We start from the raw sequence: 24,697 nt of genomic DNA on the forward strand, positions 1-24,697 counted from the left end.
TGGCGAGCCCGCAGCGGGGCGGCGTGCGATGCGCGTCCGTGCCTAGCCGACGCACCGCAAGGATAGCGAGCCGAGTGTGCCGCGCGGCCAAAACAAAAGTGCGACCCCTGGCCGAGCCTGCGAGGCCAGAGCGCGCTCATCAGATGCCGCGCCCGACATGCCGCCGCGCGGCCGTCCCGTCGGCACACCGGCGGGACGTACCGGCTCAGCCGTTCAGACGGTCCTTGACGGCCTTCGCGGCGCCGAAGGTCAGCTTCTTCGAAGCCGCAATCTGGATGGTTTCGCCGGTCGAGGGGTTACGACCTTCGCGCGCGGCCGATTCCTTGACCTTGAACTTGCCGAAGCCGTTCACCGAGACTTCGTCGCCCTTGGCGGCGGCGTCGGTGATCGCGGCGAAAACGGCATCGACAGCCTTCTTCGCATCGGCCTTGCTCAGACCAAGTGCGGTTGCGACGCTGTCCGACAGTTCGGCGTGGTTCATAAAATCATCTCCTTGAGCGACCGGAAGGATCCCGGCCGGGCGGGCGCTATAGCGCCGCGGACGGATCGGCGCCATCTGCGCCGCGCCAAGGCGCGGAACGGCGAGTTGCACTCGGTGGCGACGTGCGGCAGTAGCGGCCGATGCTACCCCACCGCCTCATCGCATCCGCGCTTCTCCTGCTTGCCACTGCTTGCGCGCCCGCGACCTCCGCACCCGCAAACCCGACTATTCCATCGAAACCGATCAAGCTCGCGAGCTGGAACCTTGAATTTCTCGCCGCGAGGAACGGCGAAGGCTGCAACCCCAGGGATGACAGCGATTATGCAGCGATGCGCCGCATCGTCGACGACCTCGACGCCGATGTGATCGCCTTTCAGGAAGCCGAGAATGAGGCCGCCGCAGCGCGGGTCTTCGACCCCGCCAAATATGTCGTGATCATGGAAGCCCGGAAGGGCGCGCCGGGCGGCACCTGCGGCGGCAAGTTCCCGTCGCAGACGGTGATCCGCCAGGCGGTCGGTTTTGCGATCCGCAAGGACATGGCCTTCGATCGCCATGCCGATGTGACGTCGCTGATGCGCGGCAACGAACAGCTTCGCTCGGGCGTCGACATCACGCTCCGCCCCGAGGGCCGCACACCGATCCGCCTTCTCGGCATCCACCTCAAGTCAGGCTGCTTCTCCGGGAGCGAGGCGAAGGCCTGCCCCATATTCCAGGATCAGATTCCGGCGCTCGAAGCCTGGATCGATGGGGCCGCCGCCGGGCCCGACCGCTTCGCGGTGCTTGGAGACTGGAACCGCCGGCTCGCGCTTCCCGGCGATATGATCTGGACCGAAATCGACGATGGTGATCCGGCGAACGCCGATCTGACCCTCGCCGACGCGGGCAAGCCGCCGGCCTGCGATCCGCGTTACGACAGTTTCATCGATCATATCGTGCTCGACCGGCGCGCCGCTGCCGACCGGACGGGGTTCAGCGAGACGCTCTATGCGCCCGGCGAGAAGCATTACTCGGACCACTGCCCGATCGCGGTCACGCTGCGGCGATAGAAAAATTCCGGGCCTCGAAGTAACCTACGGAACCATCCGCGCCCGGCACGTTTCACTTACCTGTCCAGACGAAAGAATGGCAGAATTTGATGGCATCTTCGGATGAAATCTAGGGAAGCCCAGCTGCAGAGATGTAGCGGGGCTTACCATTTCCGCTCCGCAGATATGCGGGCGCCATGCCGCAAGCGAGAAGCCAAGCAGCTCGCCAATCATTCTGCGTCAGGCACGTCCTCGACACTTTCCCGACCGTCATCATCAGGAAGGGGAACCTGCTCCGGAACTTGCTCGGGGCCGGTCGGGGGAGAATCGGGATGCGGGTCGGGCGGTGCGCTTGCCATGACAGCTCCTATGGACGTTGCCACTGGGAAACGGCCGGCAAGTCCTGCGGTTCCGGCGAGCCCGAGCCGCCCTGCGATCAGGCCGCAGGCCCCGGCACAAAATAGATCCAAAATGGTTTGATCTGGCGCCGGCACTTCCGTTTCCCCCCTGTTGACGATAGCGTGCCGCGCCATGACCGTGGGGGAAGAGGAATCGATCGGACCGGGATCGTTGTGGCTGCGATGGGATCCTCACGTCCACGCCCCGGGCACGATCTTCAACGACCAGTTCAAGGGCGATTGGGAAGCCTATCTTGCCGCGATCGAGGGTGCGACGCCGGCGATCCGCGCGCTCGGTATTACCGACTATTACGGGCTTGAACTCTACAAGGAGGTTCGCGCGCGCAAGGAGCAAGGTCGCCTCAAGGACTGCGACCTGATCTTTCCGAATATCGAGCTTCGGTTCAGCGTGGGAACCGCGCGGTCGTGGATCAACGCCCATCTGCTCGTCTGCCCCGACGATCCCGATCATATCGAGCAGCTCACGCGCTTCCTTCAGCGCCTGACCTTCAAGACCACGACCGACACCTTCGCCTGCAATCCTTCGGAGCTGATCCGCTTGGGACGGTCGCTCAATTCCGAGCTGACCGATGATCGTTCAGCGCTTCGCCACGGCTCCGAACAATTCAAGGTAAGCTTCGATCAGCTCCGTGAAGAATATAAGGGGATGAGCTGGGCGCAGGAGAATATCCTGATCGCGGTCGCCGGCGCGAAGGGCGATGGGACATCGGGACTTCAAGATGGCGCAGACCAGGCTTTGCGCCAGCAGATTGAACATTTTGCTCACATCATGTTCGCGTCGAGCCCGGCGCAACGTGAATTTTGGCTCGGCCGAAAAACCAGTCGCGAGCATATCTGCGAGACCTACGGCGGGCTCAAGCCGTGCATGCACGGCAGCGACGGGCATTCTGTGGAACGAACGGGCGCGCCCGATGGCGACCGCTATACCTGGATCAAGGGGGCGGCGACATTCGACGGACTGAAGCAGGCCTGCATCGATCCCGAAGGCCGCGCTTACGTCGGGACCGAGGCGCCGCCCGCAGCTGCGCCGTCCGAGACGATCCGCCGTGTGACCCTGACGAATGCGCCGTGGGCCCCTAATTCGGTGATCGATCTCAACCCGGGCCTCGTCGCGATCATTGGTGCGCGCGGGTCCGGCAAGACCGCGCTGGCCGACATGATCGCAGCGGGCTGCGATGCCCATGCCGACCAGCTCCCTATGCAGTCGTTCCTGGTTCGGGCGAGCGAATATCTCGACGATGCGACGGTGAAGCTCGATTGGGGCAATGGCGTTGTCACCGAACGCGGCCTCGATAATGCCGCGGCGGCATGGGACGGCTACGCCCGCGCTCGATACCTGACACAGCAGTTCGTGGAATCGCTCTGCTCACCGGAGGGAATGACCGATGGCCTGTTGTCGGAAGTCGAGCGCGTGGTCTTTGACGCGCACAGCCCGACCGAGCGCGAGGGCGCCGTCGATTTTGCGGACCTTCGCGACCTCAAGGCAGCCCGGTTCCGCGAGGCGCGACGCCGCGAAGAACAGAAGCTCGAGGAATTGTCCGACCGGATCAACATCGAGCTCGAGAAGCAATCTCAGATCGTGGCCATTCGGAAGCAGGTCGACGAGAAGAAGCTCAAGATTACCCAGCTCACCGATGACCGCGGCAAGCTTGTCCGCAAAGGCAGCGAGGACCGGATCAAGCGCCTCGAGGCCCTGACCGAGGCGGCAAACGAGGTGCGCGCACGGGTTAGGCGCCTGACCAATCGCGAGCAGAAGTTGCTACTCGTCCAGGACGAGGTTTCGGACTTCCGGACCCATCAGGCGCCCGAAAATCTGCGCGATGCGCAAGAGCGCCACAAGGATGCCGGCATAGCCGGAGAGGCGTGGGACCCGTTTCTGACGCAGTACAGCGGCAATGTGGACGGCATCATCAACGACAACCTGTCCTCCACCCGGAAGAACCGTGACGGGTGGCGCGGGATCGATATCGCAATCACCGATCCAGCGACCCCGCTCATCGCCGACGATGCCGATCTGACGAAACTTCCCCTTGGCCGGCTTGATGCGGAAATCCGGCGGCTCGGCGATATCATAAACGTCGACAAGGAAACACGCGAACGGTTCAATTCCCTGTCGACGAAAATCACGACCGAGACCGAATTGCTCTCGGTCCTGCAGGACAAGCTGAAGGACTATGAGGGCGCAGAGGAGCGCGCCAAGGGCCTGCCTACGGAAAGGCAGTCAAGCTACCGGCGGATCTTCGAAGCGGTGTTTTCGGAACAGCAGGTCCTCAACGACCTTTACGCACCCATCCGGGCGCGAATGGACGAGACGGGCGGGACGCTCGGGAAGCTTGCGTTCACTGTCACCCGCCGAGCAGACATGGCGGAGTGGGCAAAGCGCGGCGAGGATCTGCTGGACCTTCGCCGACAGGGCCCGTTCCGCGGCGAGGGCAAATTGCTCGAGGCTGCGAATGACGAGCTTCGCGGCGTTTGGGAGAGCGGAACCGCCGAAGAAGTGACCGAGGCGCTGAAGGAGTTTCGCCAAAAATATCAGAAGAGCTTCTTCGAACATGCTCTCGCACAGCGCAGCGATCCCGCCGCATTCCGCGGCTGGCTCAAGCTGTTCGCGCGCTGGCTCTATGGCACCGATCATATCGAAGTCCGATACAGCGTAGATTATGATGGGGTGGACATCCGCAAACTTTCGCCGGGCACGCGCGGCATCGTACTCCTGCTACTATACCTCGCGCTCGACAACGCAGATGAGCGGCCGCTGATCATCGATCAGCCCGAGGAAAATCTCGATCCCAAGTCGATCTATGATGAACTCGTCGGCCTGTTCCTCAAGGCCAAGGCGAAGCGCCAGGTCATCATCGTCACGCATAATGCCAATCTGGTGATCAACACCGACGCCGATCAGGTCATCGTTGCATCGGCCGGCCCGCATCCGGGGGATGGCTTGCCCGAGATCACCTATGCGAGCGGCGGCCTCGAAGATGCACCGATCCGCAAGATGGTCTGCGACATTCTCGAGGGCGGGGAACATGCGTTTCGCGAGCGCGCACGGCGCCTGCGCGTTCGCCTGGAGCGTTAGTCTCGATATTTTGCACGGGCTCAAGGGGGAGCAAAACCAATGAGGAAAATCATTCTGGCTGCGGCGCTGATCTGCGCGCCGGGACTGGCGCAGGCGCAATCGGGCTGTGCAGCCTATACGGGCACCATGGTGCAGCCCCAGACCTTCGACCAGGCTATCGCGTCCATCAAGCCCGTCGCGCCGAAGGACGAATTCGAGACCAGCGATGCATACCGCGCCCGGCTCGCAGCAGCGGGCGGCTCCGGCCCCCTCATCATCTCGAAGAAGATCGAAGGCGCGGAATATCTGGCCTATAATGCCGATCTCGGAGCCTTCGAGGTGAAGTCCTATCTGTTCGACAATACGAACTTCAGCGCTTGGGACACCTTCTATTATGCAAAAGTCGAAAGTCCGAAGGCCAGCACCCTCAGCAACCTCGACGTGACGATTTCGAGCAGCGAGGTCACGACCGGCACCTATTCCGCGCAGAATGGCTTCGGGGCAAAGGCCACCATCAGCAAGATTACCCGGACCGAGAAGGCAATCTTCGAGGGGGAACCGGCGCGCTATGGCGAAGAGCTTTTCATCGCCAACAAGGGTGGGGTCATCGGGACCGTCCCCATGAGCGTCGCCGAAGCGCAAGCCTTCAAACCCCAAGCCAAGATTGCCTTTGTTGTCGTGCCGAAGCTCCCGAATGTCGTTCGCGCCACCTACCCCTATGGCAAGACGACGATCAGCAATCCGACCGATATCACGGTGAATTCGACGGTCCTGGTCGCCGACATTCAGTGCGGCCTGCTCATGGACGGGACGAACAAGGTCGTCGCAGCCTTCACGACACGATGACCGCGTCAGAAGATCCCGGAGACAATTCCGGTCACAATGCGGCCGATGACCGCGCGGAGGATGAGGCAGGACGCCCACAGCCACCGGTCGACGAACTCCTCGTTCTCGACGAGCGCCAACTCATCCGGATCGAGGCCGTACACAGGGGTTTCCTCTACCAGCATCTTTACGCGGCAGCGTGCCTTCTCCTCGCGGGAAAGGCGGGAGCCGAACATATCATCGTCGAGCGGGACGAGGACATTGAAGTCCAGCTTCCGGACGCCCGTATCTATGCTCAGGTCAAAACGCGGCAGGACGTCCTCAACCCCAGTGATATTTCAGGAGCACTAGAGCGTTTCGAGGACATACGTGCGGATCATCAGAACGGCCTGCGAGCTGGCGACGCGAGATTCGTGATCGCGACGAATGCGCCTCCGTCGCCAGCCCTGCTCAAGAAGATTGCCGCGGATGACTGGCCTGACGATGTCGAGCTGCATTGGCCAGGCGGTCCTGAGCCCTCCGACAATTGCCTGCCTCGACCTGCCGACAATGTTGCCGGTATGGCTGCATATTGCTCGGATCTCGCGGCGCAGCTGCCATTCGGGTTGCTCAGGCCGGAGACGCTGACCTGGAAGCTGGCCGCCATGGTCATGCTCGCATCCGCTGGCACGCCTCCGCGCGAGGATCACAGTTTTTCCCGCGAGGAATTGCCGGACCTGTTCGAGCAGCTCGTGGTCCAGATGCAGCAGCTTCCGGCGCCGCCCCCGGTGTACCGCGCCCAGGTCGACGAACCCGCCCTGCTAAGTGACCAGCCCGTCCGCATCATAGCGGGACTTTCGGGCTCGGGGAAAACCGCCTGGATGGCCGAGGCCGCGGTCCATGCTGCGCTCCCGGTCACCTATCTCGACGTTGGGGACACGCCGGGACCCGCGCTCGCGTCAGCGGTAGCGCGCGAAGTGGCGGCGAAGATGTTCGGTCGCTCCAACGACAAGCTCGGCGAAATTCTTCTGCCGGGCGCGAGCGGATTGGACATGGTGAGCGCGCTGAGCATCAAGCTCGGCGAAGACGGCCTTCACGGGGCTGTCGTCATCGATAACAGCCACCGCATTCCCGCGGCCGATATAGAGGCGCTGGTAGCACGGGGCCCCAATCTCCGATTTGTCCTGCTGAGCCAACCGGGTCGGCACATCGCCGAACTCGAAGCAGGACTAGATATTCAAGCCGAGACTCTGAACGGCTGGGACGAAGACACTATCGCGGCGGCAGTTCAAGATGCTGGTTGCCGTGCCGATTTCGGCGATTGCGAGCGGCTATCCAGAATTACCGGAGGCCTGCCATTTTATGTACTCAATGCGGCGACGATCGCGGCGCGCGAATATGGCGGCGACATTAGGGCCTTTTGTACGGATATCGAGCAGCAGACCAATATCGTCGAGACGGCTCAAGAGATTATCCTGAGGCGCGCGTTCGAAGGCTTGCCGCCGGTCGACAGAGAAACGATCGCGGTCCTGAGCCTCGCCGATGTCGCGCTCTCACGGGACGAAGCCAGTGCCTTGCTTCAAGCCGCATGCGACATCGACGCGAAGGCGGCCACGGCCCGGTTGCGCGCGCTTCCCGCAACGGGTGCGCTGGAATTATTCGGGAATAGCGGCCTAAAAATTCACGACGCGGTGAGGATACTCGGCAAAGCGGACGTCTCGGCAAAGGGTCAGGACTTCGAGCAGAAAGCCTTGGGCTCGCTGCAGCGGGTCATCGTAAGCTCGATCCGGACCAACTGGAGCCTCGCGAAGTTAGGACTGCTCATCCGTCTGTTCGGGCTTCTCGGTCAGGCGAGAATATTGGTGCAGTTTGCCACAGACGAATTGTTCCACGAACTCGGGGTCTGGCCGGAAATCGAACCCTATCTGCTGACGATCGCGGCCGATCCGAACGGAGATGCCGAGACAAGGCTGTGGGCGCTCGACGGCCTGGTCTTCAATGATCTGCGCGAGGGAGATTATGAGGCCGGCCGGGAGCGGGTCGACGAGATGGAATCGCTGCTGAGGGCGAACGAGCTCGGCGACGAGGAGTGGATGGCCTGGGGCATGAAGCGGATGTTGCTCTTGTCCGAGCTTGGCGACATTGATGGCGTCCGGGCCATGCTTGACGAAGTTTCGGATCGACTTCCCGACCAGCCCGAACATCTGCGCGTGTTTCGCTACAATCGCGCCCTCGCCCTCTTCAAGCTCGGCGACAACGATACAGCGGTAAGTGAGGCACTCGCCCTCATCGGCGAATATTATCGGGAGCTCGGGATCAGGCCCGACGATGTGATAGGACGGAACGCCCCCGAACTTCGGGAGCTTCTTCCCAAAGACGAAGATCTCACCGATCGGCTGAAACATCTGGCAGACAGTCACGATCTTTTCGCGCAGGCCTTGGGCCGGAAGAGCCAGCGATCTACTCTCGCACGCATCCATGCGATGAAATTCTACGAACTGTCGCAATCCTACCAGTCATTCGTCCGGGTTGGTCTCGATCTTGTCGAAGAACTGGTCTGGGTGAACGACTTCATAAGCGCCCGCGAGGCCTTCGAACGGAACATCTTCCCCATCTTGCAAGGCGCGGGCCTCGCGGGGCCCGTTCTCGAAGCTCGCGCTCTATATGCGGTGGTTCTTGCGTACTGCGGCGACCATGATGCGGCGGCGAACGAGGTCGAGCGGCTGCTGCCGTTCGAGGATGCGATGGATCCGAACCATCGCGCGGCATTCCAGGAGCAGAAGGCCATCATTCGCGAGGTTCGGCGCAAAGGCGGTCCCCCGCAGCGACAGGTTGTGATTCCTGCCCCTTTGCAGGCGCTGTTCGATCAGCGTCGCGGTGCCCCCAGGGAGGTTGAGCCGAGGAAAAAGGTCGGCCGCAACGAAAAATGTCCCTGCGGTTCTGGCAAGAAATACAAAATCTGCCACGGGCGATGATCGCGAGCGGCTAGAGTCGGTCGTAGATGGCGTTCGGCAGAAGTTTCATCAGGCCAGCGACGAGCCACCAGCGTTTGGTGACATAGGCATGAGACTTACGGGCGCGGATGGCGCCGTAGATCTGCTTCGCCGCCTTTTCAGGCGAAGCAACCCAGAAGAGTCCGTCACCCTTCGCCATCGCGGTGTCGACGAAGCCGGGCCGCACGTCGGTCGTTGCAATCGGCAGGCCCCGGCGCGCCATGTTCTGGCGAAGCCCCTCCATATAGTTGGAGACGAAGGCCTTGGACGCATTGTAGGCAGGCGCGTCGCCGCTTCCCCGCAATCCCGCGATCGACGAAATGGCCACCAGATGCCCCGTGCCTTGGGCGATGAAGTGCTGCATGCCGATATTGGCCGCGGCCGCGAAACCTTCGACATTCACCGCGATGGTCTCGCGTTCCGCCTCCCAGACAAGATCGGCATTTATGTGGCCGACCCCGGCACTGATCACCAGCAAGTCGAGCCCGCCAAGCCGCTCGATCAGGGCGGCGAGTCCGCGTTGCATCGCGGTCGTGTCGGCCACGTCGAACGCCTCGTAGATTATCGAACCGGAAGAATTGCCAGCGAGATTGGCGAGCAGGTCGCGGCGCCGACTGGTGACGCCAACCGAATAGCCATGATGCGAGAGCAGCATCGCCAGCTCTCGGCCGATCCCTGAACTCGCGCCGACTATGATCGCTTTGTTCACGGGCAAGCTCTTGGAATGCGCCGGAACGAAACTGCGATCACAGCCTTCGTCATCAGATTTCGAATGCCTTGAGGAAGTCGGCCATAATTTCCGCGGCATGTCGCTGCCGCAAGATCCGGGCGTTCAGCAGATCGGGGTCGGCCGAGACATCGGCTTCGTCGTCTTCGAAACTTGCCACGGCGACGGGCCCGTCGCGCAAATAGCTCTCGTCGGGATTGGGATCGCGGAAGCGAGCCGCCATGCGAGTAAGAGCCTCGCGTATCGCCTCGGCATGCGGACCGGTCAGTGCAGCCGCGAATGCGGATTGCGCCGCGCCGACGCCACCTTCCAGATTCTCGATGCAGTAGATCAGGTCGTGCGCATCCTTGCGCTCGAACCTCTGATCGAAAGCAAAGGCCTTGAGACAGGTGAAGGTGACGATATCAGCGTAGCGCACGACCTCGGTGGCACGGCCCTTACCGTTCAGCAGGTCCGCCGTGATTTCGACGGTCCCGTGATGGTCGAACACCATGGAAGCGTGGGGGATGTTCAACGCCGAGACATTTCCGTCCGAAGGAAGTTCCTTTACCTTGCCGCCTCCAAGTTCCGGCGAGTCCGCCAGAAACTCGAGGATCATCGTCGTGCCGTCCTCGATCTCGGCGCGCCACCGCCAGGATTGCTTCGCACCCTTTTCATTCTCGGCGCGCTCGAAGTTCATCGCCTTTAGATTTTCTTCTAGCGTACTGTAGGCTTCGGTCGTCGTGAGGATTCCGACGTCGACGACGATATCGACGTCACCCGTGCCCGCATGTTTCGGAACCTTCGGAGGCCGGGCGGTCACGAGATAGCGCGGCGCGAGACCGCCGACGAGAAAGACCGAATCCTTCCATGGTCCAAGCCCGCGCAGGAGCGTGACCAGCACGCGCTCGCACGCGTCGGTGACCATGTCTTCATAGCCGCTGATCGTCTGTGGTTTGGGCATTATTTATCCAGACGTTCGCTACGGAGGTGCATCGCCATTTCACGGGAACGGCCGGACGCCTGGAGCAGGTCGAGATAGACCTGCAGCGGCGGCGCGTAGCAGACGCCGTCGATCCGTTGGCCCACCGCGACATCGCGCCGGCTCTTCGCCTCGATGATGCCGAGGTTCCATCCTTCAGCGACCGGCCGCGCGTCGAGATTGAGCAGCGCCTCGATCAGCTTCTGCCCGGGCTCGATCCGGCAACGGAGCTGTGAGATCGACGAGAGATAGGGGGCATAGATTTGAGCGGCGACTTCGCCGGTGACCGCATAGGCGGCCTTCGCCTCGTCGCACGCCTGATCAAGGCGCAGCGCGAGCGCCAGTGCGTCACTCCCTTTCGGGACATAGTAACGCCGCACCGTCGGCGCCTTCTGATCGCTCGCATAGCTGGTCCAGGCTTCGAGAAGGGGCCGTGCGGCGCGCAGGCGACGCTGTTTCGACGGACCCGCGCCCTGCACATCGACCCACTCGCGCCGTTCGAGCTCCGTGAGGGTCTCGGAAGCCGTGGCTGGCGAAACGCCGCTCGCATCGGCGAGATCCTTCACGCCCAACCAGTCCTGCCGCCTCTCATAAATTTCATGGAGTGCGCGCGCTTTTTGGCCCTGAAAAATGGAATCGAATTTCTTAGTCCCTTTTTTCGGAGCCGGTTTATCGAGGAATATAAATGCCTTTTTGCCCGGAATATAAAGCGAGCCTCCAAGGTCGAAATATCCGACGCGCTCTTCCCGAAAGATTTCTCGAGCGCCCGGCGAGATGGCACGAGCGACGAAAAAGGGAATAATTTCCCGGTCGTCCCCGGAATTGCTGAGATGGGCCTGATTATTCCGAAGCTGCCAGATTGCTTCGCGCACATCGCGCGGAAAAAGCTGCGCCTTGATTTCGACAAGCAGGAGCAGCGGCTGGCGGTTGATAAATGCACCAATCAGCGCATCGGCGCGGCCGCGCGGCCCAATTTCGACCTCATATCGCTCGATCTGCGCGTGCGACTGAGGCAGCGCCAAAAGCGCCTCCAAAAGCGCATCGAGCAATTCGCGCTGAGAATTTTCAAATTCGGCCATATTTTGTGTCCAGCAAAAATCAGCATAAAAGTGAATATTCGGAAAAACGTTGATATTTGCTGCGCAGAAAATTTGCATTAAAAAAATGAGAAAAATCTTTGGCGCGGATTTTGCCCAAATCGCAATAGCCTCATAATTACCGAAATTCCGGGAAGGACGCGAATGACCTGCTATTATCAGGGCTGTACCAGCAAAGGGACTACGAAGGAGCATATCCCACCCAAGGCCTTCTTTCCCGAGGGCGAGCGCGATCAGCTGCTGACGGTGCGATCTTGTCCTCACCACAACAACGCAAAATCGAACGACGATCTCTATGTCCTGGCGCATATCTGCATGAACGCCTCGCCGAGCAATCGCGCGCGCGAGGTTTGGGAAGCGAAGGTGGTTCCCCAGCTCTCATTCAATGGCGACAAGTTTCGGGAAATGCTTGCGGCGGGCGCAAAGCCGAATAGCGACGGGGTGAAATATCCCGTCAACAAGAGACGGTTTGACGACTTCTTCACGGCCCTTTCGTGCGGGCTAATTTACAAATCGCAGAAGTCGCCCTTACCCACCAGCTACCGGATCGGGCACATTTATCATGCGTTCACGAGCGACGCTGATCCCGCCGTGCAATTGCTCGAAGCAGCGATCGGCGCATTCTATAGCGGTCCGCCAATCGACAGTTTCGACTTTGGCAAACCAAATCTGCAGAACGAGCGGATCTACACCGCCGAAATCTTCGGCCACGCCGGTTTCGGGGGACATATCACCATCGCACACTGCTTTTTCGGCACCTTCAAAGTGACCTCGATGCTGTCGAAGTTCTAACCACGCCGTGCCCCAAATGGGCATGCTGATCATCCGCTCTTAAACCGTTGCACCACTTTCACATGACGTCACCTCAGCCTACATTCCGGGAATGAAGATTTTCTGGTCTTGGCAAAGCGACACGCCGCAGAACGCGGGTCGACATTTTGTACGCGAGGTCATCGCCGACGTCGCGCGCAGCCTCAACGGCGAAGATGATACCGAGGACGCCGAAAGGCCCGAAGTGGACGACGAGGACGAGGCGGACGATCTTCCCGCCGACGACGGCCGCGTCGAGGTCGATCACGACACCTACGGTGTAGGCGGATCACCGCCGATCGCCGAAACGATTCTCCGCAAAATCCGCGCGGCGGCGGTTTTCGTCGCCGACGTTACGCCGATCACTGAAACCGCGGCGGGCAAGCGGGTTCCAAATCCCAACGTCATGATCGAACTCGGCTACGCCCTTCGCGTGCTGGAACATGAGCGGATCGTGCTCGTGATGAACGGGGCAGAAGGCGCAGCCCTGAAATATCTTCCGTTCGATTTGCGCCACTGGCGGGCACCGATCATCTATAAGTTGCACAAAGATGCCCCCGAAGAGCGGAGGCTCGAGGTTGCGGCTGAACTGAAGATCAACCTTCGCAGGGCGATCTTACCGGGCCTGAAGCTTGCGGAAAAGAAGATGCGAGAAGACGAACGGCGCACGAACCGAATGCCCGAACTGAGCGTCACCCTCGATGGAGATGTCGAAGGGCCGCAGCACATAAGCCAGAAAGTGACCAGCCTCGGCGTGCGGACGCTGGAAGATATCAAGAAGGAAACGCCCCTTCTTCCACTACCGGCCAAAGGCGGCCGCATCGGTCCAGCAAGAATCACCATGTCCAGCCAAATCGGCATTCTGGACAGCCTCGGCCACAAGCGGCCCGTCTCGCAATGGACGACGGAAGAAACAGAGGGATATAACAGGCACGTTCAGGCCTATTATGCCTCTTACGCTAGATTTCTCGAGAAACGCGTCGACTTCGAGCGCCTCCGCCTCCGGAGCTTCCAGGTCAATCTGCGTCTCGAAAACAACGGCACCCTCCCGGCGACCGATATCGACGTCGATATCTATTTCCCCGAGGGGATCGTCCTCTACGACGATGATGAGAAATTCGCGGCCGAGCCAGAACCACCAGAAGCGCCTCCCCTGCGCCCAATGGGGCCGGGCACCGCAATCATCCGCCATGTCGGGATAGACATTCCAACCTCGCTTAATCCTGGCTGGATGTTACGGTCCACGCGGGTCCATCCAACCGAACGCCGCGTCACTTTCTCGGCAGACGAGCTGAAGCACAACCATAGCTTGACGTTCGACTCATTCGTCATTTCTTTCGCGACTGCCGAAGACATCAAGTCGTTTGAAGCCGAATTCGAAATTACCGCCAACGAGCCCATCGATCCAATAACCGGCACTGTCGCGTTCGAGGTGGTTTGCGGCGACGATTAGCGAGCGCTGCCGGGCCAGCAGAAGCCCGCTCCTGCCGATGAACCGCAATTGGGATTTTCGCGCATTTCAGATGCGGGATAATTGTTCGCGCTCCAAGCCCAATGGCAGTTTCAGAAACAGCCGAAAGGACCTCACACAACGAGGAATGCGCTTGAATTGACCGGCGTCGCCGCCCAATCTCCAGGCATGGGGCATCGGGAACGCGTGTTGGATTTTGTGAGCCGGTTTGCTGGCCGTGACGATGACGAAATTGCGCAGGCGCTTCACATCACGCGACGTCAGACCGTCAATCAGATTTGCAGGGCCTTGGTCCAGAGCGGACAACTTGAGCGGCGCCCCAACGGGCAAGGCAAGATCGGCAATTACCCTGCTTCTGGCGAAGCTGAACCAATAACCGACGCACATTCAGCGAGGGCCACGAAGCTGCCCTCTATCCTCCCGACGGACTGGTTCTGGGAGGGGAATGTCGTCGAGAAGCTCGCGGCACATTTCATCCGCGACGGATGGACGATCGTCCGGTGCGCGGACACGGCATCGCGCGAACCGGGGCCTGACATCCACGCTGAGCGGTCGGGAGCGACGCTGCTGGTCGAGGTCAAGGGCTATCCCTCAGCACAGTATCGCGATCCGAGACGCGCTGGGGAGAAGAAGCGCACCAGTCCTTCCCTGCAAGCCCAGCAATGGTTCTCGCACGCCCTGCTCAAGGGCATGCGACTGCAAAATGAATATCCGAACGCCACGGTCGCCTTGGCGTTTCCCGATTTCCCGCGATATCGGACTCTCACCGAGGAAATCAGGGGCGGATTAGACAGGGTGCGCTTGACGGTCCTGTTCGTAAGCGACGCGGGCACAGTATCCATTGTGGCCGCTCCCGCGCCATAGCCACGGCGGCGTTCCACTTTCGATCCTGATCGAAGACCTGAAGAGACCGACACAATTAGCCCCAATCTGGTTCTATCTGCCGCCACGCCCCTGCATGGACCTGACCGTCGGCGCTAGGTTCGTTCATCGGAGGTAGTGATGATCGATTTCAAGATACTGGCGATCGCCAGCCTGGCGACCCTGTCAGCATGCGCTGAGCCCGAGCCGCGCAGCGTTCAATATTTCGAGGCCAATCTCGATGAGGCGCGCAACGTCGTCCAAAGCTGCACGGCTGGCGATATGCGCGGCGATGAATGCAGCAATGCCAATGTCGCGGTCGAGACTGCCGAGGGCAAGGCTCGCTTCGAGCGCTTTCGCGGAAAGAAGTAACGGGCCTCAGCCTGCCTGACGCGCTGTTGCCTCAAGCTCAGCGATGCGGTCACGGCAGATAATCTCGACGATATCGGCGAGGTGCTGAACCCGCGCGCCGAGCCATTCCAGTTCGTCCGCGGTGATCGCGTAATGCTTCGAATAGCGCGCCTTGATGTACGCTTCCTTCAGCTTTTCGAAGCGCGATCGGTCGGCCTTCACTTCTCGCGGCCATGCCTCGATCAACCGGTCGTCGATCCGCTCGGCCTGGGTGCGCAGAAAAACAAGGTTATGGATGTGCGGCGTGTGGAAAGTGCATACCAACAAAATGCAGTGGTAATATCGTTCCGTCGCCTGATGAAGCTGAAAGGCGGCATTATTCAACCACCCTTCAGTGACAGCGCTTCGATAGTGATGAAGAAACTGCGCTCCGCTAGGATACCACTCGTCAAAATACTCGCGCGCCATCTCGAGCGCTGCATGCGGCGTCATAGGCTTGGGTTCTGCGAGCTCCTTCCCGTCGGCCTCGTATAGCGCGATCCCGTCACGAGCGACGTCGATAAAGAAATAGCGCCCCTGCGTAAGGCCGGAATTCACCTCGTCGAGGCTGTGAACGATGAAGTTCACCGGCGTGCGGAGCCGCTTCGTCACCGACAACTCACGAATGAGCCGATCGTCGAGCTTCGACCAATAGTCCGCCCGATCGGTCAGCCGCTTGTCATTGACGATGATCAGCAGGTCATAGTCCGACTGATAGCCCTTCGCCGTGTGCGGCTCGTCGACCCAGCCACCCCGTGCATAGCTGCCGTAGAGGATGATCTTGGAAATCCGGCCCTTGCGCTTCCAGTCCTGCGTCGCGAGCGCCAGCGCATCCTCGAATTCCTCGAAGATGATCTCGACGACGCGCTCGATCTCGCGTTGCTTGTGCGGGGGAAGATGTTCGAGGCTGCTCTGCATTGGGGTCACCCTAACAAGGTGGCGGCACCCTTGCACCCGGAAGATTGTTCCGATGCGCAAGGATGCCGCAAGATGGCCGCCGCTCAGTCGGCGGGTGTCCAGATGATCGCGAAAACATCGTCGCGATCCTGTCCCGCGGCCCGAACTCGGGGGTCGCGAGCGAAAGGGAGACATAGGGTCGCCCCGATTGCTCGGCGACGCGGATCCAGCCGGCGCCGATTTCGACGCCATCGGACCAAACGCGATAGTCGGGCTGCACATCGCTCGCCTTGCCGCGGTTGGGGCGTATCTCGATCGGTGCCTTGATCGAAAGCGTTATGAGCTGGCCCACAAAGCCCTTCTCGATGCTGCCGCTGACGATGCCGATGCTCGCCATGTCGATACTCCTGCTGATTTGCCCGGGACCATCCCGGGCGTGCAGCCGGGCGGGTCGGCGGCTTGAGGCGCTTGCGCACCCGAAGGGCCGAAGCGCAGCGGAGGAGTGAGGCTACGCCTCGCTTGCGCGGGCGCCGCCGCCGACCAGATTGGCGGAGCGTTCTTGGGTGGGACCGATCGAACTTAGACAGTGGAAGAGCGATAAGGGCGAGCGATCGCGCCAAGGATATGACGAAGCCGAAAAAGGGGCTGCATCGATACGGATGCTTCCCGGCCTCGTCGCGGCGATATATAGGCCTGCTCTATCGGACGTGGTTCTTCTGAAGGCACGCGCTCGACGGTCGTAACTCTGCTGAACAGGATCGTGTCGATGCCGTGGCCAAAAGGTACGCGCGCCCTCGTGCTGCACAATGCGAAGGCGCGGCAGGGAGAGCAGGCGCTGGTTCCCGTTCGCGAGCGTCTCGCTGCGGGCGGCCTTCTGGTGACGGTCGAGCCGTTCGAGAGCTTGCCCGAAATTGCACGCGACGTGACACGCTTGCATCAGACCGCCGATATCATTGTCGTGTGCGGCGGCGACGGTTCGATCTCATCCGCTGCGCCGGCTGTGATCGAGAGCGGCCTGCCGCTGGGAATCATTCCCGCCGGAACCGCGAATGACCTGGCGCGCACCCTTTCCATCCCGCTCGACTTCGCAGCGGCGGCCGACGTCATTGTCGAGGGTCACAGCCGACGGATCGATGTCGGCACGGTCAATGGCCATGCCTTCTTCAATGTCGCGAGTATCGGGATCAGCAGTGAACTTGCGCAGAAGCTCGACCCGGCGATCAAGAAAAGGTTCGGCCGCCTCGGCTATGCCGTCGCCGCGCTGCGGGTCATCCTGGCTGCCCAGCGGTTCCGGGCGAGGATCCGCGAGAAGGGCGAGTCGAGGACCGTCAGCACCTATCAGGTCGCGATCGGCAACGGGCGTCTCTACGGGGGAGGTAACGTCGTAGAGGAGAATGCCGCGATCGACGACGGCACGCTCGATCTTTATAGTCTCGAGGTCAAAAATCTCTGGAAGCTCGCCCTCATGCTTCGCGCCTTCCGCTCCGGCACGCATGGGGCGTGGAAGGAAGTGCGCACCGCCAAATGTGTCGAGTTCGATATCGAGACCCGGCGGCCGATGCCGGTGAACACCGACGGTGAGATCGTCACCGCGACGCCGGCGCATTTCCGAGTTTTACCCCGCGCAATTTCGGTACTCGCACCGTGCGAATGCCCCGTCACTGCGCGGCAATTCCCACTCTATCACCATTGAGCGAGGATCGGCGATCCGCCGCGAAGCCCTTGTGAGAAGGACGGCTTTGCCGTAAATCGCGAAGCGCGGGCCGGGCCCCTCTGACGGTCGTACAGCGACGGCCGTGATGTCGGACCGCATCGAGCGACGCTCGGTGCAATTGTCTGCGTTCCCATCGATCTGCACCTTTGCGCGACCGGTTCTGTGGCAGCATCGCTGAGGAAGGGCGTTCGACATGGAAGGCTTGGTCACCCTGTTTCAGGATCCCGCGGTCTGGGCGGCACTGTTGACGCTAGTGGTGATGGAAATCGTCCTCGGCATCGACAACCTCATCTTCATCTCGATTATCTCCAACAAATTGCCCGAAGCCCAGCGGCAGAGAGCCCGGCGCATCGGCATCTCGCTGGCGCTGGTCATGCGCCTCGCGCTGCTTTCGGTGATTGCCTGGCTCGTCGGGCTGACGGCGATCGTCGTCGATTTCGGATTGCAGGGCGCGCCGGATGCCTATGGCAAGCCAAGCTTCGAGACCGCCTTTTCCTGGCGCGACATCATATTGATCGCCGGCGGCCTCTTCCTGATCTGGAAGGCGACTTCCGAAATCCACCATAATGTCGATCCAAACCCGAACGACGATGTCTTCAACGCGGGCAAGAAGGCGCTGACGTTCGGATCGGCGATCGTCCAGATCCTGCTGCTCGATCTGGTCTTTTCGGTCGACTCGATCCTGACAGCCGTGGGCATGACCGAACATCTGCCGATCATGGTGATCGCGGTGGTTTCGGCGGTTCTCGTCATGCTGCTCGCGGCCGACCCTTTGGCAAACTTCATCCGCGACAATCCGACCGTCGTGATGCTGGCGCTCGGTTTCCTGCTGATGATCGGTGTCGTGCTGATCGCGGACGGCTTCGGAGCAAAGGTGCCCAAGGGCTATATCTACACCGCCATGGCATTTTCGGCCGGGGTGGAAGGGCTCAATATTTGGGCGCGGCGCAGACGTGAGCGGGTCGCGCTTGCAAAAGCCTCGGGCGAAACCGCCGAAACGAAATAGTCGACGCCCGGCAGCACCGAAGCTGTTCTGCCGTCGTTTCCGGAGAATAGACTCGATCTGGATCTATCTCGGTGCAGTCGGCTTGCATGCCGCTGCGGCAAGGCTATGCTTTGAAGTGCATCGGGCAAGGCGCACGGTGCCAGGCGTGAGAACCTGCTTAGCTTAGTTTTCCTATTCCATCCTGCCGGGTGGCCGCTGCGCATGTCCAAGCCCTCGGGCTAAAGGCGGCGGCGCTTGTTCGCTAAGCAAGTTCTCAACGCCCGGCTTGCCGCCTTCGTCCCGAACGGGAAGGCGGCAGGTATGGACTTCGAGGACAAGGACAGCGAGCGACCGGGAATTGCCGGCGGCGACCCCTTGCCGCCGGAGGATTGGGAGCGGGTCGGGCGCTCGGCGCGCATCGAGGCGATCTACTCCGAGCACCGGCCGCACATCACCCGCTTCTTCCGCGGACGCGCCCCGAACCAGGATGTCGGCGACCTTGTGCAGGAAGTCTTCAGCCGCTTTGCGAGTGCGCGCGGCGGCCTCGCTGCGCTGGTCGAAGGCCCCGGAGCCTATCTCGTGAAGAGCGCCCGGATGCTCCTCGCCGAATATGGTCGCGCCGACGGGCGCCGCCACCGGTCGCAGCACGACAGTTTCAGCGATGAACATGAAGGATCGAGCGACCCGCACGCCGCGCTCGAGGCGCGCGACGTCCTGCGCCGGGCAGAAAGAGCCATTTCGAGGCTATCTCCGCTCACGCGCGAGATTTTCCTGATGCATCGCTTCGAAGGACTACGCTATCCCGAGATCGCTCGAATCAAGGGAATCAGCGTGAAGACGGTCGAAAGCCACATGACCAAAGCCCTTGCCGCCATCAAACGCGCGCGGGGTAAGCAGTGAGCCGCGCCGATAGCGAAGCCACCGCCTGGCTCGACAAGATGATAGGCCCCGATGCCGACCAGCACCGGGCGGCGTTCGACGAATGGCTGGCCAAGCCGGGCAATGCCAAGGCCTATGACGAAGCGCGCGACAATTGGACCTGGGCTGGAGACATGTCGACCGCGCGGATCGCGGCCGATGTTCGCGCCGATGCTCGGGAGCGTGAACCCGGCGGGCGGCGATGGGCATTTGCCACGATCCTCGCTGCGGTGATCGCGGTCGGGTTCGCCTGGTATCTGGTCGGTCGCGACGGCGATCAGCCGATCATCGCCACCAATTCGGCGCAAGGCGAGAAAAGGCTCGCCGACGGGACGCGCGTGACCCTGATGGACGGCGCCCGCATCGAGACGCGCTTCTCGGACGGCGAACGCCGCGTCATCCTGCATGACGGCCGCGCCAGGTTCGAAGTCGCGCACGACGCATCGCGTCCCTTCCTCGTCGAGGCCGGAGATTCGGTCACGCGCGCGCTCGGTACCATCTTCGAGGTCGATCTCCGCGCGGATGTTCCGCGCATCGCGCTTGTCGAAGGCTCGGTCGAAGTGCGGCGCCTCGAAGGCGGAAAGGCACTTCGCCTCCGTCCCGGCGAACGCGCCGAGGTCAGGTCGACCGGCCCCCAGCCGATCACTGGCGAGGAGGCGAACGCCCCGGCCAAATCGCTGTGGGCCGACAATCTCCCGCTTGGTGCGATCCTCGACCGCGCGGGCCGGGAGAATGGCGTCACGATCAGCTTGGCCGACCCGGCGCTGGCGTCGCTACAGGTAACGGGCCGCTTCGACATGACCGATGCCCGGAAACTTGCGCTGAAGCTCGGCGCCGCGCTCGATCTCAAGGTCGAGTTCGGTACGAACGGACCGATTCTCAGCGCGAAATCCGAGTAGGACACCCAAGAAAAACCCATAGGGTGTTCGGAGCACCCGTCATTTTTTCCCTTCAGACGGCCAAAATCGGCCGCACGGGAGGGATGAATGACGATGAAATTTTTCGCGGCCGTTCTGGCTTCGGGCGTCTCGGCGACCGCACTCTATGCACCCAGCGCGTGCGCGCAGACGGGCGAGCTGACGTACAATATCGAGGCCCAGCGCCTTAGCGACGCACTTCGCAAATATTCGGACATATCCGGCCGCGAGGTCATCGCGGCTTCGAGCCTGCTCGAAGGCCGACGCAGCAACCGTGTCCGCGGGCGCCTCTCTCCCGACGCCGCCCTTTCGCCCCGCACATCAAGGCCGAGCCAAGGCAGAAGCTTGCTGTGTACCAGCGCAACCTCGACTGGTTCCGCTTCTGGCTGCAGGGCTACGTCGATCCCGATCCTGCCAAAATAGCTCAGTATGAGCGTTGGACCGGCCTGAATTTCCCGCCGCCCAAATCTGAAACCGATGCGATCCAAAGTTCGATATCGGCGAGTTCGAGCAAACGAAAATAGTCATAGTCGCCCTCGATCCGCTCGCGCGCCAGATAGGCTTCAACCCTCTTCCGATCGATCAGACCCTCGCGTGCGAGCCGCCCCTCCAGCAATATGGGCGCAAGGGCGCGGCGCTGTGCCAGGAACGCCTCGGCGCACATCGTCTCGAGCCGCCCCTTGTTGCGGCGCCATGCGACGATGCCGGGGAGGTGGCTCGCAAAGGCTGCGCGCGCAACCGCCCGATCACGGCCGCCGGCGACCCAGGCCCAGGACGGAATGGCGAGACAAAGCTCGACCACCGGCTGCGACAACAGCGGAGCGACGACATCGCGTCCGTACCAACGCCCGGGACGATCCAGAAAGTCGCCAATGCGCAGGATAGATTGTACGTGACGGATCTTGCCGACGGGGAGGTCATCCACGACCTCGTCCCATGGGTGCGGCAGCGGTTCATCGGGGAGCATGGTCCGCACGCAATATCCATCGTCGCGAGGCCAGGCGGCATCTCTGCCGGCGCGCCACTGCCGCCAGACGGCCCGGGCTGCCCTCCAGACGGTTGCATTGCAGAGACGAGCGCAATCATTGAGAGCGGCAAGGCTGCGCGGGCGCGGACCGAGCGAAAGCAACGCATCGAGCGCCGGCATGATCGACCGATTGATCGCGAAGACATTGTCTCCACCGATCCCGGTAAAGATGCTGGACCCCGACATCTCATTGGTCGCCGAACCGAGAGCCGCGTCGATCCCCGCGAGGACGCCATAGGTGGCCGGGCGCGGTGCCAGGAACGCAGGGCCTGCGGTGAGGTCGAGCACAGCGTCGCCATGCAAATATTCGACAAGGTCGATGCCGCATCTTTCGGAGACGGCGCGAGCAAAGCGTCTTTCATCGCCATCGGGGCTGGCCGTCGCGATCGTCGCGGCGGAAAAGGCGTGTCCGCCCTGCGCCAGCGCGGCCGCGACGATCGAGCTGTCGAGGCCGCCGGACAACTCGACAACGATGCTGTCGCGACTGTCGGCCCAAGCCGAAACGCAAGTACGAATGCTTTGCTCAAGAAGCATCGGGGCGTCAACCTCACCCACGCTCTCTCGCGCATGCGGCCATGGAGACCAGAAAGTCTCGGTTGTCGGAAGCCCGCGGCCAAGGATGAGCGCCGTTCCCGGCAGAAGCTCCTGGACCCCCGACAGCCCGGTTCTCGCCGTGCGAAAGTTGCTGAACGACAGGAGGTAACGAAGATATTCCTCATCGACCGAGAGGGCGACGCTGAAGGCTTCAATCAGCTCGAGGTGCGAGAAGAGCAGAACCCCTCCCGCTGCCTCCAGCCAGTATAGCGGCATCCCGGTGATCGGAGCCCGCCGGATCGTCAGACCTCCGGCCTGGTCCACCATAAACTCGAGATAATTGCCCCATGAAGTCGAGCGCGAATTCTCGAACCAATCGCCAAGAAACAGGCGTCCCGGATCGGGGATCGATATACGGACGCCATCACCTGCGAAAAGCGCTAGTTCCGGAACGAGGCGGTCCAACGAACGCAGACCATGCCTACCGGCTGCCACTGCAAGCTCTGTGGCCAAAGGTTCGCCGCCTAGAAATCCGAGGATAGCGCGCTCCATCATACGACCAGAATCGGCTGATAGTTTCGTGCCTCCTCCGCCGTTCCCGTCAGGACATATGCGCCCGACTGGAGCCAGCAATGCGCCGCGAAGGGATTGGTGCGCACTCCGAAGACGAGCGTTGGCGCGAGACTCCTGTGAAGCGCCATCCGGTATAGCGCGAGCGAATCGACAAGGCAGCGGGGCGCGATCGGAACGAAGGTCCGCGAGCGCGCGAATGTCGTCCCCAACGCTCTCAGTTCACTCTCGTGTCCGCTTCTGTCCAGAAGCCGCTTGTCGCGAAGCAGTTGCTCTATAGTCGAAGGTAGCCGGTCGGGCTTCAGCGCCCGCGCAGCCCAAGCCAATGCGCGCCAGGCGCCGAAGAGCGATCGAAGGCCGCTCCGCTCGGAGTCCGGGCGGCTGAGATCGTCTGTCGGAACGTCGATTGCGGGCGCTTCGATACGAAAACCAAAATCGCCGCGGACGAAGAGGCCGGTGTCGACGAGCAGCGTCATAGCATCACTGTCGTTGGGCTTGCCGGCGAGAAGCCGATCGAATGCCGCGCGCCGGGCATCCGTCATGAGGACGTAGCGGTCGCGCCGGAGATCGAGAAAGATCATATCCGGGCCAACGGTGCAAAAGCCCACACCGGGTGCGAGTTTCCAGCTCATCGCATCATACCGTATCCGGGTGCCGGCGGGTCGCGCCGACACCCGAACGATCGGCTCAGTCGAGGCTGATGCCGTTCTGCAGGTCCTTCCCGCCGATTTCGACCGGGGGGCCGAAATCGCCGAGGGTGTCTGCGCTGACGCTGCCGAGCTCGACGAGGTCGTTGGTTTCGCGATCCATGATCGTTTCCTCCATGATGCCGCGGAATTGCGGCTCTCTCGAAGCTAAGGAGGCCGCGCCGTATAGGAATTTAATACGACTCATATTCTCCGAATATTATCCACCGGCTCGGACCGGCGCCGGATCTCCGCAGCGACGCGGCCGGCATAAGAGGCACGGCGACGATGGAAGCGCGTGATTTTGCTGCGTAATGCGCTCCACCGGCCGAACCGGTAATCGTCCGCCATCGCCGTGAGCGCATCATTTGCGGACCCGTCGACTCGAGCCTCCAATGTGCGGATTGTCATGCTTCGCTCGACACAATTGATGATCGAAGCGCGAAGTTCGCCATTGCCGCTGGCAATTGCGATGGTCCGGAAGAGGCCATTGAGCCCCTCGGGATAGGACTGGTGATTCGCGAGCGAGATCAGTCCGCCGGGCAAATCGGGCCTCGGCGTCCTCCCCTTCAACGCCAGCGAAAGGAGAGCGCCGGTCAGCTCCTCGCCGGGGCGCGCGGAGAGCACCGTCGCGGAGACTTCGAGAAACTTGGGTTTGTGCGGATCCATGCGCATCGAATAGCGGATCGCGATCGGGTCCTCGGCAAGCCGCTCGATCCGGACATAGGGGTTCCAGATCCGGTGGTTCTCGAAATCGCCGAGGACCGCCCATATCTGTTCCGGACTATAGGGGAGGTCATGCTCCCGCTCGAACTCCATCAACTTCACTCCTCTATCGATCGGCGGCCGGGCTTTGCCCCGTGCCGATGTCGGTGACGCCCGCAGGCGATGGGTCGGCGTGCGCGCCGCCCGTTGTGAACCAGCGGCGCAGGCGCGGGGCCATCCGGCGTTCGAAGCCCGCCGCGAGGCTGAAGGACGCCGGCACGATCAGCAGCGTCAGCATCGTCGACAGGATGAGCCCGCCGATCACCGTGACCGCCATCGGCGCGCGCCATGCGCCGTCTCCGGTGAGCGAAAGCGCGGTCGGGATCATGCCCGCGACCATCGCGACCGTGGTCATCAGGATCGGTTGCGCGCGCTTGTGTCCGGCGTCGACGATCGCCTCGTCGCGCGGCACCCCGGACGCCATTTCCTCGATCGCGAAATCAACGAGGAGGATGCTGTTCTTGCCGACGATACCGAGCAGCATCAGCACGCCGATGAACACGGGAAGCGAGAGCGGATAGCCCGTCAGCAGCAACGCGACCGCCCCGCCGAGCGGGGCGAGCAGAAGCGAGCCCATGTTGACGAAGGGC

24 protein-coding genes are annotated in these 24,697 nt (G+C 61.8%); 13 read left to right on the forward strand and 11 right to left on the reverse strand.

Annotation, left to right across the window (positions count from 1 at the left end):
• Positions 1–205: 205 nt before the first annotated feature.
• The gene (locus VGN68_RS02715) at positions 206–481 is read right to left on the reverse strand and encodes an HU family DNA-binding protein (RefSeq protein WP_037553418.1); all 276 of its coding nucleotides are present in this window, start codon (positions 479–481) and stop codon (positions 206–208) included.
• Between the two features lie 140 nt (positions 482–621).
• Here VGN68_RS02715 and VGN68_RS02720 point away from each other — a divergent pair, with 140 nt between their 5' ends.
• The 4 genes from VGN68_RS02720 (at position 622) to VGN68_RS02735 (ending at position 8,759) form a co-directional block, all read left to right on the forward strand.
• The gene (locus tag VGN68_RS02720) at positions 622–1,527 is read left to right on the forward strand and encodes an endonuclease/exonuclease/phosphatase family protein (RefSeq protein WP_234180844.1); all 906 of its coding nucleotides are present in this window, start codon (positions 622–624) and stop codon (positions 1,525–1,527) included.
• A 510-nt stretch (positions 1,528–2,037) separates the two neighbouring features.
• On the forward strand, positions 2,038–5,001 hold the full coding sequence (locus VGN68_RS02725; protein ID WP_234180846.1) for a TrlF family AAA-like ATPase: 2,964 nt from the start codon (positions 2,038–2,040) through the stop codon (positions 4,999–5,001).
• Between the two features lie 39 nt (positions 5,002–5,040).
• Positions 5,041–5,826, forward strand: coding sequence for a hypothetical protein (locus tag VGN68_RS02730; protein WP_234180849.1), 786 nt, complete (start codon positions 5,041–5,043; stop codon positions 5,824–5,826).
• A complete protein-coding gene (locus VGN68_RS02735) occupies positions 5,823–8,759 on the forward strand; it encodes an SEC-C metal-binding domain-containing protein (RefSeq protein WP_327473655.1) in 2,937 nt (978 codons plus the stop codon). Before VGN68_RS02730 ends, VGN68_RS02735 begins: the two co-directional genes overlap by 4 nt.
• Positions 8,760–8,769: 10 nt before the next feature.
• Here the strand turns inward: VGN68_RS02735 and VGN68_RS02740 are convergent, their stop codons facing one another.
• The 3 genes from VGN68_RS02740 to VGN68_RS02750 are packed head-to-tail and all read right to left on the reverse strand — an operon-like array spanning position 8,770 to position 11,871.
• A complete protein-coding gene (locus VGN68_RS02740; protein ID WP_327473657.1) occupies positions 8,770–9,486 on the reverse strand; it encodes an SDR family NAD(P)-dependent oxidoreductase in 717 nt (238 codons plus the stop codon).
• A gap of 52 nt (positions 9,487–9,538) precedes the next feature.
• Positions 9,539–10,411 carry an antitoxin gene (locus VGN68_RS02745; protein WP_235211415.1) on the reverse strand — a complete coding sequence of 291 codons (873 nt, stop codon included), beginning with the start codon at positions 10,409–10,411 and terminating at the stop codon, positions 9,539–9,541.
• 35 nt (positions 10,412–10,446) lie between these two features.
• Positions 10,447–11,871, reverse strand: a complete 1,425-nt coding sequence (locus VGN68_RS02750) for a MarR family transcriptional regulator (protein ID WP_234180859.1) — start codon at positions 11,869–11,871, stop codon at positions 10,447–10,449.
• A 6-nt stretch (positions 11,872–11,877) separates the two neighbouring features.
• Here VGN68_RS02750 and VGN68_RS02755 point away from each other — a divergent pair, with 6 nt between their 5' ends.
• The 4 genes from VGN68_RS02755 (at position 11,878) to VGN68_RS02770 (ending at position 15,076) form a co-directional block, all read left to right on the forward strand.
• A complete protein-coding gene (locus VGN68_RS02755; RefSeq protein ID WP_234180860.1) occupies positions 11,878–12,354 on the forward strand; it encodes a hypothetical protein in 477 nt (158 codons plus the stop codon).
• A 91-nt stretch (positions 12,355–12,445) separates the two neighbouring features.
• Complete coding sequence (locus tag VGN68_RS02760; protein WP_234180862.1) at positions 12,446–13,825, forward strand: hypothetical protein; 1,380 nt, start codon at positions 12,446–12,448, stop codon at positions 13,823–13,825.
• 156 nt (positions 13,826–13,981) lie between these two features.
• Positions 13,982–14,707, forward strand: coding sequence for a MarR family transcriptional regulator (locus VGN68_RS02765; protein WP_234180864.1), 726 nt, complete (start codon positions 13,982–13,984; stop codon positions 14,705–14,707).
• 138 nt (positions 14,708–14,845) lie between these two features.
• The gene (locus VGN68_RS02770) at positions 14,846–15,076 is read left to right on the forward strand and encodes an EexN family lipoprotein (protein WP_234180866.1); all 231 of its coding nucleotides are present in this window, start codon (positions 14,846–14,848) and stop codon (positions 15,074–15,076) included.
• Between the two features lie 6 nt (positions 15,077–15,082).
• Here the strand turns inward: VGN68_RS02770 and VGN68_RS02775 are convergent, their stop codons facing one another.
• Positions 15,083–16,012, reverse strand: coding sequence for a HEPN domain-containing protein (locus VGN68_RS02775; protein WP_234180868.1), 930 nt, complete (start codon positions 16,010–16,012; stop codon positions 15,083–15,085).
• A 10-nt stretch (positions 16,013–16,022) separates the two neighbouring features.
• The gene (locus VGN68_RS02780; protein WP_234180870.1) at positions 16,023–16,388 is read right to left on the reverse strand and encodes a DUF736 domain-containing protein; all 366 of its coding nucleotides are present in this window, start codon (positions 16,386–16,388) and stop codon (positions 16,023–16,025) included.
• Positions 16,389–16,757: 369 nt separating this feature from the next.
• Here VGN68_RS02780 and VGN68_RS02785 point away from each other — a divergent pair, with 369 nt between their 5' ends.
• The 5 genes from VGN68_RS02785 (at position 16,758) to VGN68_RS02805 (ending at position 20,948) form a co-directional block, all read left to right on the forward strand.
• The gene (locus tag VGN68_RS02785) at positions 16,758–17,684 is read left to right on the forward strand and encodes a lipid kinase (protein WP_234180872.1); all 927 of its coding nucleotides are present in this window, start codon (positions 16,758–16,760) and stop codon (positions 17,682–17,684) included.
• 214 nt (positions 17,685–17,898) lie between these two features.
• Positions 17,899–18,711 (forward strand): TerC family protein, encoded by an 813-nt coding sequence (locus VGN68_RS02790; protein ID WP_234180874.1) that lies wholly within the window; start codon positions 17,899–17,901, stop codon positions 18,709–18,711.
• A gap of 234 nt (positions 18,712–18,945) precedes the next feature.
• Positions 18,946–19,590 (forward strand): RNA polymerase sigma factor, encoded by a 645-nt coding sequence (locus VGN68_RS02795; RefSeq protein WP_234180876.1) that lies wholly within the window; start codon positions 18,946–18,948, stop codon positions 19,588–19,590.
• Positions 19,587–20,507, forward strand: a complete 921-nt coding sequence (locus tag VGN68_RS02800; protein ID WP_234180878.1) for a FecR family protein — start codon at positions 19,587–19,589, stop codon at positions 20,505–20,507. The genes VGN68_RS02795 and VGN68_RS02800 overlap by 4 nt, the downstream gene beginning before the upstream one ends.
• A gap of 87 nt (positions 20,508–20,594) precedes the next feature.
• The gene (locus tag VGN68_RS02805; protein ID WP_294034047.1) at positions 20,595–20,948 is read left to right on the forward strand and encodes a hypothetical protein; all 354 of its coding nucleotides are present in this window, start codon (positions 20,595–20,597) and stop codon (positions 20,946–20,948) included.
• 1 nt (position 20,949) lies between these two features.
• On the opposite strand, the gene VGN68_RS02810 is transcribed toward VGN68_RS02805, so the two are convergent.
• The 5 genes from VGN68_RS02810 to VGN68_RS02830 form a co-directional block, all read right to left on the reverse strand.
• Positions 20,950–22,581: an asparagine synthase-related protein gene (locus tag VGN68_RS02810; RefSeq protein ID WP_327473672.1), complete on the reverse strand. Its 1,632-nt coding sequence runs from the start codon at positions 22,579–22,581 to the stop codon at positions 20,950–20,952.
• A 56-nt stretch (positions 22,582–22,637) separates the two neighbouring features.
• Positions 22,638–23,288 (reverse strand): lasso peptide biosynthesis B2 protein, encoded by a 651-nt coding sequence (locus VGN68_RS02815; RefSeq protein WP_294034049.1) that lies wholly within the window; start codon positions 23,286–23,288, stop codon positions 22,638–22,640.
• 55 nt (positions 23,289–23,343) lie between these two features.
• A complete protein-coding gene (locus VGN68_RS02820; protein ID WP_234180885.1) occupies positions 23,344–23,466 on the reverse strand; it encodes a benenodin family lasso peptide in 123 nt (40 codons plus the stop codon).
• 80 nt (positions 23,467–23,546) lie between these two features.
• Entirely contained in the window at positions 23,547–24,161 is a 615-nt protein-coding gene (locus tag VGN68_RS02825; RefSeq protein ID WP_294034050.1) for a hypothetical protein, read from the reverse strand.
• 13 nt (positions 24,162–24,174) lie between these two features.
• Positions 24,175–24,697, reverse strand: a 523-nt coding sequence (locus VGN68_RS02830) for an efflux RND transporter permease subunit (RefSeq protein WP_294034051.1), incomplete at its 5' end; no start/stop codon positions are given.

This window comes from Sphingopyxis sp., from assembly GCF_035998965.1.
Classification (GTDB): domain Bacteria; phylum Pseudomonadota; class Alphaproteobacteria; order Sphingomonadales; family Sphingomonadaceae; genus Sphingopyxis.

Coding starts and splice junctions, on each gene's coding strand:
- VGN68_RS02715 (WP_037553418.1), bottom strand. CDS start 481: ATGAACCACGCCGAACTGTCGGACAGCGTCGCAACCGCACTTGGTCTG.
- VGN68_RS02720 (WP_234180844.1), top strand. CDS start 622: ATGCTACCCCACCGCCTCATCGCATCCGCGCTTCTCCTGCTTGCCACT.
- VGN68_RS02725 (WP_234180846.1), top strand. CDS start 2,038: ATGACCGTGGGGGAAGAGGAATCGATCGGACCGGGATCGTTGTGGCTG.
- VGN68_RS02730 (WP_234180849.1), top strand. CDS start 5,041: ATGAGGAAAATCATTCTGGCTGCGGCGCTGATCTGCGCGCCGGGACTG.
- VGN68_RS02735 (WP_327473655.1), top strand. CDS start 5,823: ATGACCGCGTCAGAAGATCCCGGAGACAATTCCGGTCACAATGCGGCC.
- VGN68_RS02745 (WP_235211415.1), bottom strand. CDS start 10,411: ATGGTCACCGACGCGTGCGAGCGCGTGCTGGTCACGCTCCTGCGCGGG.
- VGN68_RS02750 (WP_234180859.1), bottom strand. CDS start 11,871: ATGCGCCAGGACATAGAGATCGTCGTTCGATTTTGCGTTGTTGTGGTG.
- VGN68_RS02755 (WP_234180860.1), top strand. CDS start 11,878: ATGAACGCCTCGCCGAGCAATCGCGCGCGCGAGGTTTGGGAAGCGAAG.
- VGN68_RS02760 (WP_234180862.1), top strand. CDS start 12,446: ATGAAGATTTTCTGGTCTTGGCAAAGCGACACGCCGCAGAACGCGGGT.
- VGN68_RS02770 (WP_234180866.1), top strand. CDS start 14,846: ATGATCGATTTCAAGATACTGGCGATCGCCAGCCTGGCGACCCTGTCA.
- VGN68_RS02775 (WP_234180868.1), bottom strand. CDS start 16,012: ATGCAGAGCAGCCTCGAACATCTTCCCCCGCACAAGCAACGCGAGATC.
- VGN68_RS02780 (WP_234180870.1), bottom strand. CDS start 16,388: ATGGCGAGCATCGGCATCGTCAGCGGCAGCATCGAGAAGGGCTTTGTG.
- VGN68_RS02785 (WP_234180872.1), top strand. CDS start 16,758: ATGCCGTGGCCAAAAGGTACGCGCGCCCTCGTGCTGCACAATGCGAAG.
- VGN68_RS02790 (WP_234180874.1), top strand. CDS start 17,899: ATGGAAGGCTTGGTCACCCTGTTTCAGGATCCCGCGGTCTGGGCGGCA.
- VGN68_RS02805 (WP_294034047.1), top strand. CDS start 20,595: ATGACGATGAAATTTTTCGCGGCCGTTCTGGCTTCGGGCGTCTCGGCG.
- VGN68_RS02815 (WP_294034049.1), bottom strand. CDS start 23,288: ATGAGCTGGAAACTCGCACCCGGTGTGGGCTTTTGCACCGTTGGCCCG.
- VGN68_RS02820 (WP_234180885.1), bottom strand. CDS start 23,466: ATGGATCGCGAAACCAACGACCTCGTCGAGCTCGGCAGCGTCAGCGCA.
- VGN68_RS02825 (WP_294034050.1), bottom strand. CDS start 24,161: ATGGAGTTCGAGCGGGAGCATGACCTCCCCTATAGTCCGGAACAGATA.